At 37.2% G+C, this 19,454-nt stretch carries 14 protein-coding genes; 8 read left to right on the top strand and 6 right to left on the bottom strand.

Annotated elements, in window-relative coordinates:
• The first annotated feature begins 52 nt into the window (after positions 1–52).
• The 6 genes from AC27IF_RS00320 to AC27IF_RS00345 all read left to right on the top strand — a co-directional run bounded on the left by AC27IF_RS00320 (position 53) and on the right by AC27IF_RS00345 (position 9,004).
• On the top strand, positions 53–1,081 hold the full coding sequence (locus AC27IF_RS00320) for an alpha/beta hydrolase (protein ID WP_487051043.1): 1,029 nt from the start codon (positions 53–55) through the stop codon (positions 1,079–1,081).
• A gap of 48 nt (positions 1,082–1,129) precedes the next feature.
• Positions 1,130–3,772: a TonB-dependent receptor plug domain-containing protein gene (locus tag AC27IF_RS00325; RefSeq protein WP_487051045.1), complete on the top strand. Its 2,643-nt coding sequence runs from the start codon at positions 1,130–1,132 to the stop codon at positions 3,770–3,772.
• Positions 3,773–3,838: 66 nt separating this feature from the next.
• Entirely contained in the window at positions 3,839–4,996 is a 1,158-nt protein-coding gene (locus AC27IF_RS00330; protein WP_487051047.1) for an iron-containing alcohol dehydrogenase, read from the top strand.
• Between the two features lie 26 nt (positions 4,997–5,022).
• Positions 5,023–6,372, top strand: coding sequence for a spinster family MFS transporter (locus AC27IF_RS00335; protein WP_487051049.1), 1,350 nt, complete (start codon positions 5,023–5,025; stop codon positions 6,370–6,372).
• A gap of 71 nt (positions 6,373–6,443) precedes the next feature.
• Positions 6,444–7,907 (top strand): NAD-dependent succinate-semialdehyde dehydrogenase, encoded by a 1,464-nt coding sequence (locus tag AC27IF_RS00340; protein WP_487051051.1) that lies wholly within the window; start codon positions 6,444–6,446, stop codon positions 7,905–7,907.
• Positions 7,908–8,065: 158 nt separating this feature from the next.
• Positions 8,066–9,004 (top strand): LysR family transcriptional regulator, encoded by a 939-nt coding sequence (locus AC27IF_RS00345; protein ID WP_487051053.1) that lies wholly within the window; start codon positions 8,066–8,068, stop codon positions 9,002–9,004.
• 13 nt (positions 9,005–9,017) lie between these two features.
• On the opposite strand, the gene oxyR is transcribed toward AC27IF_RS00345, so the two are convergent.
• The 5 genes from oxyR to AC27IF_RS00370 form a co-directional block, all read right to left on the bottom strand.
• Positions 9,018–9,920, bottom strand: coding sequence for a DNA-binding transcriptional regulator OxyR (gene oxyR, locus AC27IF_RS00350; protein ID WP_487051054.1), 903 nt, complete (start codon positions 9,918–9,920; stop codon positions 9,018–9,020).
• A gap of 43 nt (positions 9,921–9,963) precedes the next feature.
• Positions 9,964–10,914, bottom strand: a complete 951-nt coding sequence (locus tag AC27IF_RS00355; protein ID WP_487051055.1) for a sterol desaturase family protein — start codon at positions 10,912–10,914, stop codon at positions 9,964–9,966.
• Positions 10,915–10,994: 80 nt separating this feature from the next.
• Entirely contained in the window at positions 10,995–13,223 is a 2,229-nt protein-coding gene (locus AC27IF_RS00360) for a TonB-dependent receptor family protein (RefSeq protein WP_487051056.1), read from the bottom strand.
• Positions 13,223–14,464 (bottom strand): imelysin family protein, encoded by a 1,242-nt coding sequence (locus AC27IF_RS00365; protein WP_487051057.1) that lies wholly within the window; start codon positions 14,462–14,464, stop codon positions 13,223–13,225. Before AC27IF_RS00365 ends, AC27IF_RS00360 begins: the two co-directional genes overlap by 1 nt.
• 85 nt (positions 14,465–14,549) lie before the next feature.
• Positions 14,550–16,283, bottom strand: a complete 1,734-nt coding sequence (locus AC27IF_RS00370; protein WP_487051058.1) for a DUF4856 domain-containing protein — start codon at positions 16,281–16,283, stop codon at positions 14,550–14,552.
• Between the two features lie 340 nt (positions 16,284–16,623).
• Here AC27IF_RS00370 and AC27IF_RS00375 point away from each other — a divergent pair, with 340 nt between their 5' ends.
• Positions 16,624–17,457 (top strand): mechanosensitive ion channel family protein, encoded by an 834-nt coding sequence (locus AC27IF_RS00375; RefSeq protein ID WP_487051059.1) that lies wholly within the window; start codon positions 16,624–16,626, stop codon positions 17,455–17,457.
• A gap of 66 nt (positions 17,458–17,523) precedes the next feature.
• On the opposite strand, the gene AC27IF_RS00380 is transcribed toward AC27IF_RS00375, so the two are convergent.
• Positions 17,524–18,588 (bottom strand): GGDEF domain-containing protein, encoded by a 1,065-nt coding sequence (locus tag AC27IF_RS00380; protein ID WP_487051060.1) that lies wholly within the window; start codon positions 18,586–18,588, stop codon positions 17,524–17,526.
• A gap of 304 nt (positions 18,589–18,892) precedes the next feature.
• Here AC27IF_RS00380 and AC27IF_RS00385 point away from each other — a divergent pair, with 304 nt between their 5' ends.
• Positions 18,893–19,390, top strand: a complete 498-nt coding sequence (locus tag AC27IF_RS00385; protein ID WP_487051061.1) for a hypothetical protein — start codon at positions 18,893–18,895, stop codon at positions 19,388–19,390.
• The last annotated feature ends 64 nt before the right edge of the window (positions 19,391–19,454 follow it).

Consider the following 19,454-nt stretch of genomic DNA (forward strand, 5'->3'; position numbering starts at 1 on the left):
TAAAAATTAACCATTATCAAAATACAAATGATTTTAAGTAATGGTCGAATCGATGTTAACTAATGTAAATACTTCAAAAGCACCAATTGAACAGCTACCAATGGCTAGTCAACAATATGCTAACGATAACGTTTCAGAAACAGCATATGCATCTACCTCTGGCCTTGATGATAGCGCTAAAGAAGTGCTTAGTTTTATTCATTCGTTACCTCCTGTTTATGAATTAAATTTACAAGCAGTTAGAAAGCACAGGTTAAACCCCTTTGAACACCCTGCTGTTGACGATGTTACTAGACAAGATTTAACAATCCCTTGTAAAACACATGATTTACCGGCAAGAATTTATCGCCCTAGCAATAAGGAAAATGAAATATTACCGGCTTTAATTTATTTTCATGGCGGCGGTTTTGTCTTAGGGGATATAGAGAGTTACGATAAAATGCTCGCTCAACTTTGCAGCCAATCACAATTAGTGATTATTTCGGTTGCATATCGTTTAGCCCCAGAAACTATGTTTCCAGGTGCTGTTGAAGATGCACAGGAGTCTGCAGATTGGATTGCAGCACATGCTGACTTTTTGAAGATAAACAGTAAAAGAATAGCAATCGGTGGAGATAGTGCTGGAGCAAACCTAGCAACAGGTTATTGCTTATTAAATAAAGAACGACATGATTTTAAAGCTTATTTTCAATTACTTATTTATCCTTCCATTATAGGAAATGACACCTCTGAAAGTCGTCAATTGTTTTCTGAAAACCTACTGCTTACAAAAACATTACTTAAATGGTTTCATCAACAATATATCAGTGAGGAACAGGAGAATGATCCTCGCTTTAATGTTATGAAATCTAATGATTTTAGTGGGATTCCTCCAGCATTTGTTATGACTTGCGGTTTTGACCCCCTAAGAGATGAGGGACAGCTTTATGCCTCAAAGCTTAATGAGAGTGATGTTCCAGTAAAGCATTCATGTTACACGGATATGTTTCATGGTTTCATAAATTTCGGCAGCCTTAAACAGGCTAAATGTGCCATAGCTGAATGCGCAATAACTCTTAAAAGAGTAATGAACTTACAATAATAAAATAGAACTTTAGATATAATTATAACTATATAAACGGGGAAAAAGATGAAAAACGTTCAATTTTCAACAAGACGTAAATTACTTGCGATTTCAATATCAATAGCATTTAGTAATATGGCTTTTGCAGAGGAATCGAGTACTGAAGAAGATAAAGTGGAGAAAATTACTGTAACAGGTTCTTACATAAAAAGAACACAAGCAGATGCCGCAGAGCCTGTTCAAGTATTAGATCATAACTTTATTCAATCCACGGGAGCAACTACGGTTTCTGAGTTAATTGGTAAATTAGCCATTAGCTCAGGTGCTGAAAACCAAGCGGATTCCTTCTCACAAGCATCTACCCAAGGAACAGGTAATGTAAATTTACGAGGATTAGGATTGAGCTCTACCCTAGTATTAATTAATGGTCGACGTCAAACGATGTCCGGTGCAATTACAAATGATGGCAGTGTATTTGTTGATATTAGCCATATTCCAATTGATGCAGTAGAGCAAATAGAAGTGTTAAAAGAAGGTGCTGCGTCAACTTATGGTTCAGATGCTATAGCTGGCGTTGTTAACTTTATATTACGTAAAGACTTTGAAGGGTTAGAAATTACTGCTGGTGTGAGTAAAGTAACAGATGGTGATCAACAAGATACAGAAGTAGGTTTTCTATGGGGTGCTGAATTTGATAATACTTACGTTACTATTTCAGGTCATTATTTAGATAGAACACCGTTAACTATTGCTGATAGGCCCGAGCTAGGAGATGTTGCTTTTAGTTCATTAGGGAACTCTTTTTTACTCTTAGGGGATGCGGTAGTTGCAGATGGAGCTTATGAGGGTACTTATGGGGCGTATGAAAATGTTCCCGATCCTACTTGTTTAGATGATAGTTTAGGTTTAATTGTGCCTCAAGCATATGGTTCAAGATGTGGTTTCAATTATGGTCCAATTTATAATTTAGTAAATACAGAAACTCAAGCACAATTATACTCTAATATTAGCCATGATTTTGATAATGGTAATGAGCTATATATAGATCTAAGTTGGAGTTCTAATGAGGTTAAGGATAATCCTCAATCACCGAGTTATCCAGATTTAACTTTTCCTTACATTGCTCCTGGCGCATCGGGTAACCCCTTTAATGTTGGTCTTGTTTGGTTAGGTCGGCCATTAGGAGCTGATCATGATCCAGCTTTAGCACCTCGTGAAAATGATACAATCCGTACATCGCTAAATTTAGTGGGTAGCTTTGATAATGGTTGGGGTTGGGATACAGCCTTAACTTATAGTAAAAACACTTATACCCAATATCAGCAAGATCAATTGAAATCAAGATTAGTGGCAGCACTTTCCGGTGTTGGTGGACCAAATAACGATGAACTATTTAATCCTTTTGATCGCTCTAGTTTGAGCCAATCTGTGATTGATGATTTTACTTATATGACGGAATCTAAAAAAACTACTGACTTGTTAGTGTTAGATGCTGTAATTGATGGTGAGTTATACGAATTACCTGCTGGAACTGTAGGCTTTGCCGCCGGTATGCAAGTGAGAAATGAAAGCTTTAAAGTTGAAACAGATGATGTTTTTGAAATTAAATTTGATGAGAATGGCACGCCTATACCAGTTGATTTGATTTTTTTACAAGGTTTATCTGAAGTCGATGAAGATAGGGTTTCGTTTGCTATGTTTGCTGAGAGTGTCATTCCAGTTTCCGATACTATAGAAGTCAAAGCCGCGCTACGCTATGAAAAGTTAGAAAATGATTCAAGTATTGATCCTAAAATTGCAGTGCGCTGGCAAATATCAGATCAATGGATTTTACGTGCGTCTGCAAGTACTGCTTTTAGAGAAGCATCTTTATCACAGAAAAATGCCTCTTCAGCAGTAATTACCAGCATTACCGACTACGACACTGACGGAACACCAAAATCAAGTGCTTTTGTTGGTGTAATAGCAACAGGTAACGAGGATTTGAAACCTGAACAGTCTGAAAATTACAATATAGGTTTTATCTATAAACCCATCAACGATTTAGATTTTAAACTAGATTACTGGCGTATTGACTATACGGATATGATTACAGTGGAAAATGCGCAGGGTAAATTGATTGATGATCCAAATGGCGAAGACATCATTCGAACTGATGCCGGTTTTTTACAATCAGTTAAAGTCGATTATTTTAATTCCTCTGCAGTAAATGTTGAAGGTATCGATTTCGAGTCGACATGGAATATTTCAGATCAATTTAATTTAGCCTTTAACGCCTCACATTTTATTTCTTATGAAATTACTAAAGAAAATGGTGAAGTAGTAGAGGCGGCTGGTTCATTTAATACAGATAACTTTGCTCGCTCTATGCCTGAGACTAAAGGTACTTTGCACTTTAATTGGGTAGGTGAAAATCAAAGAGCTTCTGTGAATGTTAACTATGTATCAAGCTATGAAACGGGAGTTGATGTCTCGTCCTTACCTAATGAGAGCTCAATGGTAGAGTCTTTTACTACTATTGATACTCAATATTCAGCTAATTTTGGAATAACAGAAGACAGCGAAGCAGTATTTACTATAGGTGTTAAAAACCTACTTGATGAATTGCCACCACGTGCATATATTGCTGTTGGCAGTCTCAGCTATGACCCAAAACAGCATAATCCTCTAGGGCGTGTTATTTACGCTAAAGTAAAATTCGCATTCTAAATAGCCCTCAACTTTGTAAAACTTAAAAGAGGGGGCGCTCCCCTCTTTTTAAATAAGAAGAAAAATATGTCTTTTATTTTTAGTACCACAAAATCAATTGTTAATGAGCTTAATGCAACTTCTCAATTAGGCAGTTATTGCGAAAAACTAAATATTAGTAAAGTGTTATTAGTTACAGATCCCGGAATAATTAAATTAGGTTTAGAAAACAAAATTATTGCCAGTTTAAAAAGTGCGTCAATTGATTATGTATTATTTGCTGAAGTTCAAGTTGATCCACCAGTAGAAATTATTGAGAAAGCAATAGTATATGCTAAAAATAATTCGATTGATGGTGTAATCGGTTTAGGAGGAGGGAGCTCATTAGATACCGCTAAGTTAATCGCTTCACTCGTTGATTCAGACCAAACATTAAGCGACGCGTTTGGAGTAGATAAGTTAACTAATTCAAGATTACCTCTAATACAAGTACCTACAACGGCAGGGACGGGGTCAGAAGTTACCCCTATCTCAATAGTTACCACAGGTGAAGCAATGAAAATGGGAATAGTCTCTAATGTTTTATTACCTGATATTGCTTTGTTAGATGCAACGTTAACACTTAAGTTACCATCGCATATTACTGCCGCTACCGGTATTGATGCGATGGTACATGCGATTGAAGCTTATACAAGTTTAATCAAAAAAAATATTTATTCTGATATGCTTGCCATTGAAGCCTTGAAACTTATGTCTAAGCATATTCAAGTAGCTGTAAATCAAGGAGAAGACTTAGAAGCTCGGAGTAACATGATGTTAGGTGCAACCTTAGCTGGGCAAGCTTTTGCTAATGCGCCTGTTGCTGCAATTCATGCACTTGCATACCCACTAGGGGGGCATTATCACATTCCACATGGACTTAGTAATTCTTTAGTTCTTCCCCATGTGATGCGATTCAATATTTCTGCTGCTGCAAAGTTATATGCCGAAATAGCTGAAGTTCTCATCCCAGAAAAGTGCGATTCGTTAGTGTTTATTGAAGAAAAAGCGGAGGCTCTTATTCAATATTTAGAATGTTTAATTGATAACTTGGGGCTTCCAACAAGTTTAGAAAGTTTCGGAATAGAGAAAAGCAGCTTAGAAATGTTAGCCAAAGATGCAATGAAACAAGAACGATTACTGGTCAACAACCCTAGACCGATGAATGAGCAAGATATATTAGCAATTTATCTTGCTGCATATTAATTATTATAGGGGCTGAGGATAGCTATATGACAGACAAAACAATTAATCAAAACAGTTACCATGAAAAGGGCGAATCAAGAAAAAACTTTTATACCGCCTATTTGATTTTCATCTTATTACTAGCTTATACCTTTTCATTTATCGATAGACAAATTTTAAGTTTACTTGTTGAACCGATGAAACGTGACTTAGATATTAGCGATACCCAAATGAGTTTATTACAAGGCCTTTCTTTTGCCTTATTTTATACCATTATGGGTTTACCCTTAGGTCGATTAGCTGATAGTAAAAGTCGTAGAGGAATTATTGCAGGGTCGATCTTTTTATGGAGTTTAATGACAGCTGCATGTGGCTTAGCTAAAAGTTACTGGTCATTATTTTTTGCACGCATGGGTGTGGGTGTGGGTGAAGCAGGTTTGTCACCTGCCGCCTATTCGTTGATTGCTGATAGTGTCGAAAAAAAGCACCTAGCTAAAGCGATTAGCATATATACAATGGGAATTTACCTAGGTGGCGGTTTAGCACTTATTGTTGGTGGCATGGTGATTCAATGGGCAGCTGAATTTTCTACAATTTCGTTACCCATTATTGGTGAAATATACTCATGGCAAGCCGTGTTTCTTGCAGTCGGCTTACCTGGAATATTATTAGCTCCTTTACTATTTACTTTAAAAGAGCCTAAGCGTACAAAAGAGCAAGCTGAAGTAGTGCCTGTTTCCGATGTAGTCAATTACTTGAAGAACAACAAGAAAACGGTGTTGCTGCATAACTTTGGAGCTGCGCTTGCCTCAATTGCAGGATATGGTGCTTTAGCTTGGGTGCCTAGTTATCTCATTCGTGTTCATGGTATGTCTGGCGGAGATGTTGGCTTAGCATTTGGTTTAATTGTGCTGTTTTGTGGTGCTGGTGGGGTTCTTACTGGCGGTGCAATTGCAGATAGACTTTTTAAAAAAGGGCAAGTAGATGCTAAAATACGTGTTGCTATGTGGGCAATGATAATTGGCATTATTCCAACGCTAATCTACCCTGTAATTTCTAGCTTAACTTTAGTCTTAGTGTTTCTAGGTATATCTACATTTTTCACTAATTTTATGATGGGTCTTGGTCCCGCAGCTATTCAAGAAGTTGTACCTAGTAATATGCGAGGTCAATTCAGCGCGTTATACTTGTTTATTGTTAATTTGATAGGTTTAGGACTTGGTCCTACTCTAGTTGCTTTATCTACAGATTATATTTTCGGCTCCCCTGAAGATGTTGGATATTCTTTATTATTTATTACAAGTATTGCAATGGCAGGCTCGGCACTATTGTTGAAACAGTGTTTGCCTAATTACCGTAATACGATGAATTCATTAGAGATATCACCTAAAACATAATTTACCCTTTAGTCACAATTAAATAATTAGTTTTAATTGTGACTCTTTTACAAATATCAAATGGAATACTAATGCTTACTTTACATGATCCTTCATTACTAAAAAAACAACTATTTATTAATGGCGAATGGGTCGATGGAGACTCAAACCACACTTTTTCAGTTTTTAATCCCGCTACAGGTGCCGAAATATGTCAGTTAGCGAGTGCAGGTAAAAGCGAGACACGTTATGCCATAACATGTGCCAAAAATGCGATGCAAAATTGGCAACAAAAAACAGCAAAACAACGCGCGGTAATATTGAAGTATTGGTATGATTTAATTATTGAAAATATTGATGATTTAGCTGCTATTCTCACGGCTGAACAAGGTAAACCCTTAGTGGAAGCAAAAGGAGAGATCCTTTATGGTGCATCATATATAGAATGGTTTGCTGAAGAAGGGAAGCGAATTTATGGCGATGTCATTCCAAATACTAACCCTACTCAACGATTACTAACCATTAAGCAGCCTATAGGTGTTGTTGCTGCCATTACACCGTGGAATTTTCCTAATGCAATGATTACGCGTAAAGTGGCACCAGCATTAGCCGCAGGGTGCGCCGTTATTGTTAAACCAGCAGAATCTACACCATTAAGTGCATTAGCATTAGCTGAATTAGCCCTGCGAGCGGGTCTTCCTAAGGGTTTATTTTCTATAGTCGTTGGTATTAACGCAGAAGAAATAGGAAAAGAATTAACAGAAAATAAAACTGTTAGGAAACTCTCTTTTACTGGCTCAACGAAGATTGGTAAGTTATTAATGAAGCAATGTGCTGATACCGTTAAAAAAACTTCTATGGAGCTCGGTGGAAATGCTCCATTTATAGTCTTTGATGATGCGGATATAGAGCAAGCAGTACAGGGAGCAATTGCCTCTAAATTTAGAAATGCCGGACAAACTTGTGTTTGTGCTAACCGTTTCTTAGTACATAGTGCTATTTTTCAAGAGTTCTCAGATCAGATGGTTGCACAAACTAAAAAACTTATTGTAGGTAACGGTGTTAATGATAAAGTTTCGATGGGCCCTTTGATAAACAAAAGTGCAGTCGAAAATGTTGATAGCATGGTGAAAGAAGCTACGGAAAAGGGTGCTAAAATAATATTAGGTGGTGCAAATCCAAGTTTAGGTGAATGTTATTATCCACCCACAATTCTGACTGATGTAACACCTCAAATGCGAGTATTTACAGAAGAGATCTTTGGTCCCATTGCACCAATTTTTTCTTTTGATACTGAAGAAGAAGCGCTTGAATTAGCTAATGCTACGGAAGCGGGGTTAGCCTCTTATTTATATACACAAAATTATTCTAGAATCTGGCGATTTGCAGAACAATTAGAAAATGGCATTGTTGGTATTAATGAGGGTATTATATCAACTGAAGTGGCCCCTTTTGGTGGCATTAAACAATCGGGGAATGGTCGTGAAGGATCGAAGTATGGTCTTGAAGATTATATAGAAATTAAATATCTTTGTCTGGGAGGCATTGAGCATTAAATAACTAAGTCATGGTAACTTTTAACTAAAATTGGTTTGCTAATATATCGCTTTAGGAAATTAAAATGACAATTTAATATCATGATGTTACGGTAATTAATAGTTGAAAATAGACGAAAACTTTTCAACTATTACTTTAATACTAGGTTAGGAGTTTTATGTCTAAACGATTACCACCTTTAAATACGCTTTGGGTATTCCTTGCCGCTTCACGCTTATTAAGTTTCACAAAAGCTGCTGATGAACTTTTTATCACTCGATCTGCCGTCAGTCGACAAATTAAAAATCTGGAAGATTATTTCGGATTTCAATTATTTGAACGCCACAAAGTTGGCTTAGAACTCACAGAGCAAGGGTTGATTTATGCTAACTCAATTTCTGGTATTTTTGCAGATTTAAAAGTGGCAACTAATGAATTACATCATGGTACTGAAGAAATGAAAATTAAACTAGGTATCTCTGCTACGCTAAATTCCACTTGGCTAATGAGTAAACTTTACAAACTTGAAGAAGCTCATCCCGATTTAATCCTCTCCTTTTTTACCAATAACTTTGATACCTTGGATGACTCTATTGATTTTTCAGGTGAACACATGGATGCGGCAATTCGTTTAGGAAAAGGGGATTGGGTTGGTTGTCAAAGCGATAAGTTAATTGATATATATTTTCAGCCAGTGTGTGCTCCCTCATTATTAGATGAGGCATTTAACAAAAATGAGATAAGCAGTTTGGCCACATATAATTGGTTGCATTATAACCATTTACCTAACTTATGGAGCCAATGGCTTTCAAAAACTAGCTCGCCATCCTTAACAACATGCAAGAGGAATATTGTTTTTGATAATGTTGCGGTTGCAACTCAAGCTGCTGTTGATGGGTTAGGAATAATTCCTATGTATAGACCTCTAGCAGATCCTCTATTAGACGAAGGGAAGCTTGTTGTTGCGCATGATTATATGGCGTTAAAGGAAGAATCATACTATTTCGTATGTCCTGAAACTTATGAAAATGATCAGGCAATTAATATTTTTCGCAATTGGATCATTAAAGAATCTCAAAAATCACAGAAAGAGTGGCAACAAAAAGTTATGCCGTAGCTACCAAATAGCTTTATGTTGAAAAGATTTTACTGATTGTTTCTCTGACATTAGCCACTATAGTGCGTACACATAACATACGTGAATAATTAGGACGTATGAGCAGTGATATTTCTCTTATGGGTTGTGGTGCTTCAAATTGGCGATAAGTGATATTGTCGTGTTCATTTTGATTTTGTATGGCCAAAGCGGGCAGTAAAGTTATGCCTTGGTTGCTAGCCACCATATAGCGTAGCGTTTCCAAACTGGTGGCTTGAAAACTATTATCCTCATTGGCACCTGCGGCAAAGCAATAACCCATTGCTTGATCTTTTAGGCAATGACCATCGGCGAGGGTAAGAATTTTTTCCCCTTGTAGATCGATGAGTTCGAGCTTTTCTTTGGCAGCTAACTGATAGTTTTTAGGCGTGGCGAGTACAAGTGGCTCATTAAATAGGTGATAACTTTCAAAAGCTGCCATTTCATCGAGGTAGGGCAATATTAATATATCAAGCTTGCCACTATCTAATTCTTCTAACAGTATTTTGGTTTGGTTTTCGTGCAAGAAGAAATTAATCTCAGGTAATGCCTTATTGAGGGAAGCCATGATGTGGGGTAATAAATAAGGGGCAAGTGTTGGGATCATGCCTATGTGTAAATCACCCGACAAGGGATCTAGCAAGGCTTTTGCTGACATTTCAAAATCGCTAGCGGCGCGTAGTACTTTACGGGCATCTTTCACTAGTTGCAGGCCAGCAGGGGTAAGCAATACATTTTTACGATGACGCTCAACTAGCTGTAAGCCTAATTGTTCTTCCAACTTGATAAGCTGGCCACTTAAGGTGGGTTGGCTGACAAAACACGACTCTGCCGCTTTACCAAAATGTTTATGGGTATCAATGGCGTCAAGGTATTCTAAGTCGCGTAGTTTTATCATGGTAGTCGCTTTGTCCTAACGGTGTTTTCTGTTTACTTTATTACTAGCGTTTATTTCTAAGCCTTTTGGCAATTAAGGTAAATGGCTGCCAGTAAATATTTAATAAGGTCGAATGATCTAGGTTTTTATGCTCTAAACCAAAAGTGATCTCTTTAACACTAGACGCTAAGTTATGACAATTAAATAGCCTGTCCCAAATAGCTAAGGCCGTACCAAAATTAGAGTGATGGTACCTTGGCTGGTTACTGTGATGTAGCTGATGCTGAGCAGGGCTAAGCCACCATTTTTCAATAGTATCACCAAAGCTTAGCCTGATATGGCTATGTCTTAAATTTGAGCCAAAAAAATTAAATAGGAACACGAATACATTAGCGCCAAGAATGTCCATCATTTTTAACGTTGGACCAAAAAAGTAGTAACAAATACCAACCACTACACCTTGAGTGATAGCCATGCGGCAGGCATAAAGGTAGCTTTCTACTGGATGTGAACGGTATATAGTAAAGGGTGTTAGTACGGTGGCAGAGTGATGAACTTTATGAAATTCCCATAAATATGGAATTCTATGTAGTAAATAATGCAAGGCGAAGCGGGTGAAATCATCAACCAAAAATAAAAACACGGTGAAAATAAGTGTAATAGTGCCTATGGGTAATTCGATAAAGTTAGGTTCGCCAAAAACAAATTCAAGCCCTGATGTGATGCCAAGGGCCAGTGGTGCCATGGTAAATATTATTAGTGGAAACAAGGCCGCTTTGATTAATTTGTTGAGAACTAATAATGCGTAGTCGTGCTTTGCAGAAGTGGCAGTATAGATTTTTTTAGGAAAAAGATAAGAAAAAAAACCTTGAACAGAGCGACTTTGATAGCTCATCCAATAGACAGGAAGGGCTAATAGCATAGCCGAAGCAATATAAATCCAAAAAATCCGTTTATTGGCATCAGTAAAATAGGTTAATAACTCGGTTAAGTTAATAGATAAAAAATCTAGCATAAAGGTGACTAAAATACGGATTTAAAGGCAGCATAATCGAGATGATTTACTGCCTTGAATGTTGCAATGATGAATAAGTATTAAAAACTATATTTATATCCTATCTGTAATTGCTGCGGTTTACTAGGGCGAGCACCGTACGGGCGGCGGCTAACAATTTCTTGCTCGTCTAGTAGGTTATCAATTTTCAGGTAAACTATGCCGAACTCACCAAAGTTATAGTTAGCTGAGGCATCAAGTACGATATAAGCGTCAGTTGAAACACCTGATAAGGTCACATCATCACCAGAAGCTTCTAACATGGTATCAATGTAGCGGGCAATGATATTTACTTCCCATGAATCCCCTAATAAACCAGTACTCAATGTTAGCTGGTTTTCAGGTAAGTAAGGTAATTCGTCACCTTTAGTGATTGTACCCCACATTGGAAAGTCTGACTCAAAGCTTGATTTAAACTCTGAAGAAGTAAAAGTATAAACTACAGAGAGTGGAATCTCTAAACCATTACTTAATTCGAAGTTATGCTTTGCGGTGAATTCAATACCTAATACATCGACTTCACCGCCATTAAATTCTTCATCCAAACTGTCTGAACAACTGGCTGCCGCAGAAAAAGTACAACTTTCTTTTAAGTTTTTAATGTCATTGAAGAAGCCGACAATTTCAACCTGGCTATTACCGCTATTATAACGACCACCAATTTCATAATTAATGCTATTTTCAATGTCTATTTCAGGACTTTCTTTTGGGCTTGTTGGAATAAAACCTTCATGAACCCCAAAAAATAGCCCTGCATTTTCACTTAATGTGTAAAAGCCACTAACACTAGGTAACCAAATACTATTGTCTTTTTTCAACCAGTCATCTTCTTGACCGACGGTTTTATTTTGATATAAAGAGTCAAAATATTCACCGCGAATACCAAAGGTTAAATCAAGTTTGTCTAGGGTCATTGTATCTTGCAAAAATACCGCTAAGGCATCGGTTTCTTCAAGGTTGGTGGTTGTGGCAACTGTTTCTGAGCCGTCACTCACTAATATAGCTGACTGCATTAAATAAGCATCTTCAGTATGGAAACGCTTAATTTGATCTTGGTGGAAACGCACACCCGTATTTATTTTGTGTTTTAAGCCAAATAAAGTTACTGAAGTGTGTAATTCACTTTGAATACCTTGTGAGAAGTATTCGCGGTAATTGTCACCTAATATTATTTTCTCATATTCTTTTTGGGTATCACGTTGACCTGTTAGCACTTGGTAGAATTGAGCATTAACCTCATCATCAGGGTTTGCTAAGATTTCTTGCAAATCACGATGAACAATACCGTTTTTAAAGCCATTAACTTTGTACCAAGAACGCTCAAAATCATTACGGTAAATACGTGTGGTAATATCAAAATTATCTTGACCAATGTAATGAGTAAGCTGTAGCTGTTGATGTTGCCAGTCCATTAAATCATTTTGACTCGCGACATATCGACGATTTGGGTTGTTAGCAAAATCTTCATCCGTTAAGCCTAAATAGGTTTCATTGGAGAGTTCGTCAGAAATGGCATACTTTAATTCAACTAACTGGCTCGTACCATTTGAGCTCAAGTCATACTGCAATTTAACCATAACATCGTTTTTTTCAAAACCAGTGTCACCGCCACCATCAAGCTCTTTAAAGCCAGCTGCTTCAAGGTGAGTTGCTTCGATTAAATAACCAAAGTTACCGTTAGTATTACCATAGTGGGCTTTAGCTTTGCCAAAACCATCACTGCCTAGGGCTAGTTCAATTGCTCCTTCACTGTCTTCTGGTACTTGGCGAGTGGTCATATTCAAGGCGCCGGCCACGGTATTCGGACCGTATTTAATTGCTGAAGGACCTTTAAAAACCTCTAGCGAGGTCATTTTACTCATCATTGGGAAATAGTAAGCGGCTGGTGCTGAATAAGGAGCAGGACCGATTAATACACCATCTTCCATAACAGATATTTTTTTACTTCTCTCTGGTGTTGCACCACGAAAGCCGATGTTTGGTCTTAAACCATAGCCATCTTCTTCACGGATATTAATACCAGGTACGCTGTAAAGAATTCGGTTAATATCATCGAAGTTAAACTTTTCTAATTCAACTTCGCCAATTAAGGTCGCGGATCCCGCTTCTTTTCTTAACTTATCACTATGACCAATGATTTGTAGTCTTTCGGTTAATTCTGTTGCAGCGCTATCTATTATGTCATCTAATGGTTTTTCATTGGCATTTGCGATATTAACTACACTGGCGGCTAGAATTGATAAAAAGTATTTATTTAATTGTGCAGACATTAATCGTTATCTCCCGCTGAAGTTTGCGGTAATTCCAGGGCAAGACTATTGATAAAGTCAACTTTGAGTTTATCAGTCACTTTTTTCACCTCTGCGTGAGTTTGTTCAACCGTTTCAGGGTTGTTTGCTAAGGCTTCTGCTAATGTTTGTTCATAAGCATTGATTGTTGCAATGGCGTTAGTTACATCTGCTGTCATGGTATTGGCGGTGTCTTCATCACCCACATCATTTAGGTATTCAACAAAACCAAGTCCTTCTTCACCTGTGAGTAATTTCTCGAAGCCAATTAAGTTATTGAGAATATTGGCTAATGAGTTAGCACTGTATTTTGATTCCACAGCTTCAGGGCAGGCTTGAGATCCACACGCATTGGCAACTAACCCAAGTGGCTCAGCTAACTTGCCATCTTTAGTTGAAGAATCAAGGTAAAACATAACATCACTGATGCGGTTAACAGCATCATGCTCAGTGGCAAATTCACTATCAACACTGCCTGCTTGTTTTAATTTGGCAGCGTAACCATCATCAGCTAACCATAAATCGACCAAAATCTCAGCATTGTTGTTTATGTCGTTAGCGACTTCACTGGCAAAATTACAGCGAGCAAGTTTTTGCTCAGGCTCTGTTAAATTGTCCCAATTTGGTGGCGCGCTATTTGCCTCACAACTGTGGGCTAATGTTGAATTAAATAATAAATACTCTAACGCAGCTAAGCCCTTTCTAGAAGCAGTGCGTGTAGTTATGTCATAGGGTTTGCCGTTAATAATGGTGTTATTTAAGAAATGAACTACATCAGTATCAACACCACAGCTATTAATGGTTGGCCAAGAGTATATTTTATTACGTAATGAACCATCGTCATCTTGCAAGGGGCCAAGTAGCATTAATTCTGCCTGTTGCCATAAATCCATGGTGGCACGCCACTGGTCTTGTGTTGTTTGAAGCGCAGCGGATAGTGCTGCCTGCTCTATCTCTTGATTTTGAAATGCTTGTTCAGCAATACAGTACTCAGTTACTGCTGTGGTTTGCAGTTGAGTTTGACTTGCAAAGCTTTCAAAAGTTGGTGTGATAACATTATCTGTTAACGCGGTAACCATAGCGAGTTGATTAAACTCAGTATCGGTATCTTTAGTTTGATCGTAACCTTCACCTGCTGTTGAGCTGGTTTCTTGGTTACAGCCTAGTAACGTTAAGCAACTTGCTGCGGTAATTGTTAATATTTTTTTTCTTAAATGAAACACAAAAATAAACCCTTAAGACGACGAAAGCTTGAACTATTGCTAGTTCAAGCTTAATACATTATCAATAATTTAAGCTATTGATACATTACCAGTTTTCTACGTTATCCGCATCAAAAGATAATGCGGCTTCAATGATGTCTCTGGCTGTCATTAGATCTGCTTGGTATGCAGTAACATTTTCAGCAGTATCTAGTACCGGCTTATCAGCAATTAACGTATGAATTTCTTCAAAATCTGCATCTGATATTTTTGTATAAGGACTAAACTGTAATCCTAATGCAAAGCCTTTTAATTCAGAATAATGTTTCGCTAAATCAGCATAGTTAAAATCGTCAGTGCCAAAGTTTGCTAAATCAGCATAGGTATCATTAATATAATGAACTACTGTAGCAGCTATCGCTTTTTCCCAACCGTCAACAGCGATGTCACGTTGCTCAAGTAAAGCGGTCATTTGCTCATCGGTTAAGTCCATACCAGCATTTTCGTTGATGATATTACGACCAACTAGAAAAGCTTCCATGATATCTTTAGTGAAATCAGTTGGTGCGGCGCCACTTGCTGTGCCACGGTCACGTTTTGCAGCATTAGCGGCATTACCTAAAATAACTTCAGAAGTTAAGTCATATAGTCCGTCACCATCAGTGTCATGCATACCGTTCCAATCACTGCGACCGTCTTCGTCAGAGCTTACTTTAGCTGAAATTTCATTGTCATTGTAGGCTAGGTAATCACGTGTTGCGCCAAAATAACCAAAGCCTTCATCAAATTGATGTTCTAGTTTTGAATAAGCTTTTGTGCCACCATCTTGTGAGATATTGTCGGTAGTTAAACCTTTGCCGTCCGTATCTTCACCTAGGTAGTCACCAGTAGATTGTGAGTATGTGATACCCATCAATAGGAATTTTTGGATTAATTGCTTAAGATCAGTACCATCTTCGTTTAGGTATACTTCTGAAATATCATCACCAGTGACTGATTGACGAACGACACCATTTAAGTGTTGCTCAGCGTTATCAGCCAATTGACCAAAAAATACATCAATTAGCTCAGTTGGTGTGATCGAACCTTTAACACCCCAACCGGCAAAATCACCACCATTCCAGTCTTTTTCTTGACCACCAGCATCATTACCAGCTAATTTATCTTCTAAATTTTTATGGCTACTTGAAATATCTGCGATGAACACTTGTTTAGTATCATCGATGAAGGTAATTGGGAAGTTATCATATTGATCTTCTGTAGTACGGAAATATTTATCTAGTTGAGCAATGACTGCATCACGAGTGGTAAGGGTGCCATCGTCTAAATCTGCTTCTAATTGATTACCAATGTAATTATTTAATTCTGCAATTAACACGTGGCGAGCTGTTTGGCCGCTATATGAAACTGCTGAATCGCCATCAATAAATTGGCTGTTAAAAGTATAAGTATCTAATAAATCGGTAACTTCAATGGTTAATGCTTTTGAGAAGGTATTAGATTCGCTATCCGTTACGGTTACGTTAACATCAATAGATTGTACTGTTTCAAAATCTAAAGCCGTTTCAGCGGCAAGTGATAACTCACTACCCGAAATAGCAAAACGTTCATCATCAATGGTATAAGTAAATGTATCACCACTGTCAGCATCAGTAGCAGAAAGCGTACCGATAACACCGGCAACTGTGTTTTCTTCTACAGCAGCATTACTTAGAGTAATATCCGTAGGAGCCGTATTAGGTGTAACACCACCATTATCATCGTTATCGCTACTAGAGCTGCCACAGGCAGATAAGGTTGTAATAATTGCTAGCGCTAGTGCATTTTTCTTCAGATTCATTACTTCACCATTAAATTGTAAATTTTGTAAATGTTATTGAACTTTTTTTATCGGCGCTATTCTAAGCGATTTTTTTAGTAATGTAAATGACATTGGTTATCATTTACATTGTTTTTATAATTAACTTATTTAATAGTAGAATAAGACATTAATAATCACAAAAATTATGATTATTAATTTTTGTTGGATTGCTGATAGTTGTTTTTAAAGGATTTTAGTGTAAATGTTTGATGTGAAGAAAGAATGTAATTACCTGGGTTACACTATCACTTTAAATTTACAGATCACACGAAAAGGGTTACAATCGTTAAAAAATTGTTAATCTATTTAGGGTGGACCCATGGAAATTGATTTAGAAAAAATAGAACATTATCTACAAATGGTTGGTGAAATGAGCTTGCAGTTTGGTATCAAGTTTATTTTAGCGGTTGTTGTATATTTAGTTGGTAAATGGTTAATCAATAAAACCTTGAATTTAGTTGAGTTAGGGTTGAGAAAAAAACAAGTTGAAGTAACGTTACATCAATTTTTGATCAGTATTTCTCGCACTTTCCTAAAAGCTATTCAAATTATCATCTTTGCTTCGATGATAGGTATCGAAACTACATCGTTGATTGCTATTTTAGGTGCAGCAGGCTTAGCTATTGGTTTAGCGCTACAAGGCAGCTTGGCAAACTTTGCTGGCGGAGTACTTATTTTATTATTCCGTCCATTCAAAAAGGGTGATGTCATTGAAGCACAAGGCTACCTTGGTGGCGTTGAAGAAATTCAAATCTTCAATACTATTTTAAAAACTCCAGATAATCAGCGCGTTATTATTCCTAATGGCCCGTTATCAAATGGTTGTATTAAAAATATTAATATTGAAGGTACGCGACGTGTGGATTTTGTTTTTGGTATTGGTTATGACGATGATGTGGCAAAAGCGAAAGCTATCTTGATGTCACTGGTTGAAGCCGATGAAAGAACTTTAACTACAACGCCTGCCGATATTTGGTTAGGTGAGCACGGTGATAGCTCTATCAACTTATATCTACGCCCTTGGGTTAACTCTGATGATTACTGGCCTTACTATTTCGATATGATGGAAAAAGTTAAAGCTGCTTTTGATAAAGAAAGTATTAGCATCCCATATCCACAACGTGATGTGCATCTTCATCAAGTTGCTAACTAAAAGCCCTTGTAGTTAACATCTGAATAAAGCCCTACCATTATCGTAGGGCTTTTTTATTTATCACGTTTACAAGTTAGAAAACTTTGGAAATATTTGATTTCTACCGGCATTTTTTGCTTGGTATAAAAACTTGTCAGCATTGTTAATCACCTCGTCAATGCTTTGTTCTATGGCGAACTGCTCAATCCCCATACTGACGGTAACTGTAATCGAACTACCTTTGTCATTAAGCAATGGCCGTTGCAGTTTTTCTTGAATTTTCTCGGCAATGACATTGGCATTACTCGCCAGAGTTTGAGGTAAAATGAAGAGGAACTCTTCCCCTCCCCAACGCGCTATACAATCTTGGTCTCGGATACTTTGAGTGAATAATTGTGCAAGTGCTGTGAGTACTTGATCTCCGACATTATGTCCATAAAGATCATTGATATTTTTAAAATGATCAACATCACATAAGATAATCGTGAGTGGCTCTTCGTTACGTTTAGCTCTCGCTTGCTCATGCTTTAAAATGGCAAGAGCACCACGACGGTTTGTTAAGTCCGTTAATGGGTCAAAATTAGCTAGTTGTTGGTATTTTTTACTAAGTTCTAATGTGTGCTGATACGATTTATCTCTAGAGTATTCATACAAGGCGGATAAAAAGGTAATGGTTAGAAATGAGTATAATAATCTTAGTTTAAACTCAATGGTGTATACCGCATGCTCAATAATATTTATTGGCATAAACATGATAAGACTAATAATGACTACAAAAATGGCGATATCGATTAAACCACGCCTCAAGCCATGGATAAAAACAGATACCGGAGCAACGATATAGACCCACAAGGGCCCAGTTTTCTCAACACCACCGGTAAATACAAGGTAAAACATTAAAAGATAGAGGGAGTACAAAACAATAGCAGAGCTGAGCTTAACGTTATTGAATTTTTTATAAGCGTAATAGCCCAAAGCATAGATAAAACTTGCAGTAAATAAAGCAGCGGATAAAACTAAGTTATTATTAAGCAAGCCAAGAATACCCATAGAAGCGGTAATTGACATACCTACCAAGGCAAATAGCCCCACGACATGGGATTGGTGAAAAACTTCATTTTCTATGCTTGCTATTATAGGTTTTTCTTGCAAAAGTTCGCCTTTTTTAATGCTAATAATGGTTAGTAAAATACTTATAACAATTTAGCATGCCACATAACTAACCACACTCATTGATTGTTGTATATTCAATATTACTTTAAGCACTACATAATTATAACTAAAACAACTATTGCACGGTTCATTATGTCGAGGAGCTATAGTAAAACGACAGCTTGGTTTAAAGGTATAAATAGAGGGGATTTCTATTTTCACTACATACCCTAGTATCTTAAAATATACGCGGTATACTTAAGTTAATTGTTATTTAAAATCAAAATTAAGTTATTTTCCTACGATGAAAAAGACTCTCTACTCTTTCACTTTGTCTACTGTAATCCTAGCTATCTCTTCAAGCTCTCAGGCATCACCATCCAATTCATCATCAACAGGAGCTACTGCTGAACACAATGCTTGGTTGATGGAAAAATATAGTGAGCAGCACAACGCCTTGATCCCCGTAGTTGCGGTTGCCGATATGTTTTACGCGTGTAATAAAGAGCGAAACGTAGACTCAGCTAAGTATCAGTTAGCAGAGTTAATTACTAAAGTAGATAGAAATCAATTGGCTGAAAAGTTAGCACTTTGCTTAGGTGATGATGATATGCAATCTGATGTTGCCCTTAATTTTGGTTTATTAGGCTGTTTTCATGAACAGTTAGCTCATTTACCTGCGGTAGAGCGTCAACAAAAAATGGCTTTAGTGGAAAAAGCTATTTTGTCTTTATCTCGAAGTGAGCGCAAAAAAAGCTTTACTCAATGTGTTACTGAACAAGCAATCCATTATCTACAATAAATACAGTTATTTAAATATATAGGCTATAGTCATAAATTGTAACAAATAGCGTGAAACATTTACC

It is taken from the genome of Colwellia sp. KS18-150 (assembly GCF_057551365.1).

What these genes read in the sequence shown, in the direction of transcription:
- AC27IF_RS00320 (WP_487051043.1), top strand. Translation starts at nt 53, where the DNA reads ATGTTAACTAATGTAAATACTTCAAAAGCACCAATTGAACAGCTACCA.
- AC27IF_RS00325 (WP_487051045.1), top strand. Translation starts at nt 1,130, where the DNA reads ATGAAAAACGTTCAATTTTCAACAAGACGTAAATTACTTGCGATTTCA.
- AC27IF_RS00330 (WP_487051047.1), top strand. Translation starts at nt 3,839, where the DNA reads ATGTCTTTTATTTTTAGTACCACAAAATCAATTGTTAATGAGCTTAAT.
- AC27IF_RS00335 (WP_487051049.1), top strand. Translation starts at nt 5,023, where the DNA reads ATGACAGACAAAACAATTAATCAAAACAGTTACCATGAAAAGGGCGAA.
- AC27IF_RS00340 (WP_487051051.1), top strand. Translation starts at nt 6,444, where the DNA reads ATGCTTACTTTACATGATCCTTCATTACTAAAAAAACAACTATTTATT.
- AC27IF_RS00345 (WP_487051053.1), top strand. Translation starts at nt 8,066, where the DNA reads ATGTCTAAACGATTACCACCTTTAAATACGCTTTGGGTATTCCTTGCC.
- oxyR (WP_487051054.1), bottom strand. Translation starts at nt 9,920, where the DNA reads ATGATAAAACTACGCGACTTAGAATACCTTGACGCCATTGATACCCAT.
- AC27IF_RS00355 (WP_487051055.1), bottom strand. Translation starts at nt 10,914, where the DNA reads ATGCTAGATTTTTTATCTATTAACTTAACCGAGTTATTAACCTATTTT.
- AC27IF_RS00360 (WP_487051056.1), bottom strand. Translation starts at nt 13,223, where the DNA reads ATGTCTGCACAATTAAATAAATACTTTTTATCAATTCTAGCCGCCAGT.
- AC27IF_RS00370 (WP_487051058.1), bottom strand. Translation starts at nt 16,283, where the DNA reads ATGAATCTGAAGAAAAATGCACTAGCGCTAGCAATTATTACAACCTTA.
- AC27IF_RS00375 (WP_487051059.1), top strand. Translation starts at nt 16,624, where the DNA reads ATGGAAATTGATTTAGAAAAAATAGAACATTATCTACAAATGGTTGGT.
- AC27IF_RS00385 (WP_487051061.1), top strand. Translation starts at nt 18,893, where the DNA reads ATGAAAAAGACTCTCTACTCTTTCACTTTGTCTACTGTAATCCTAGCT.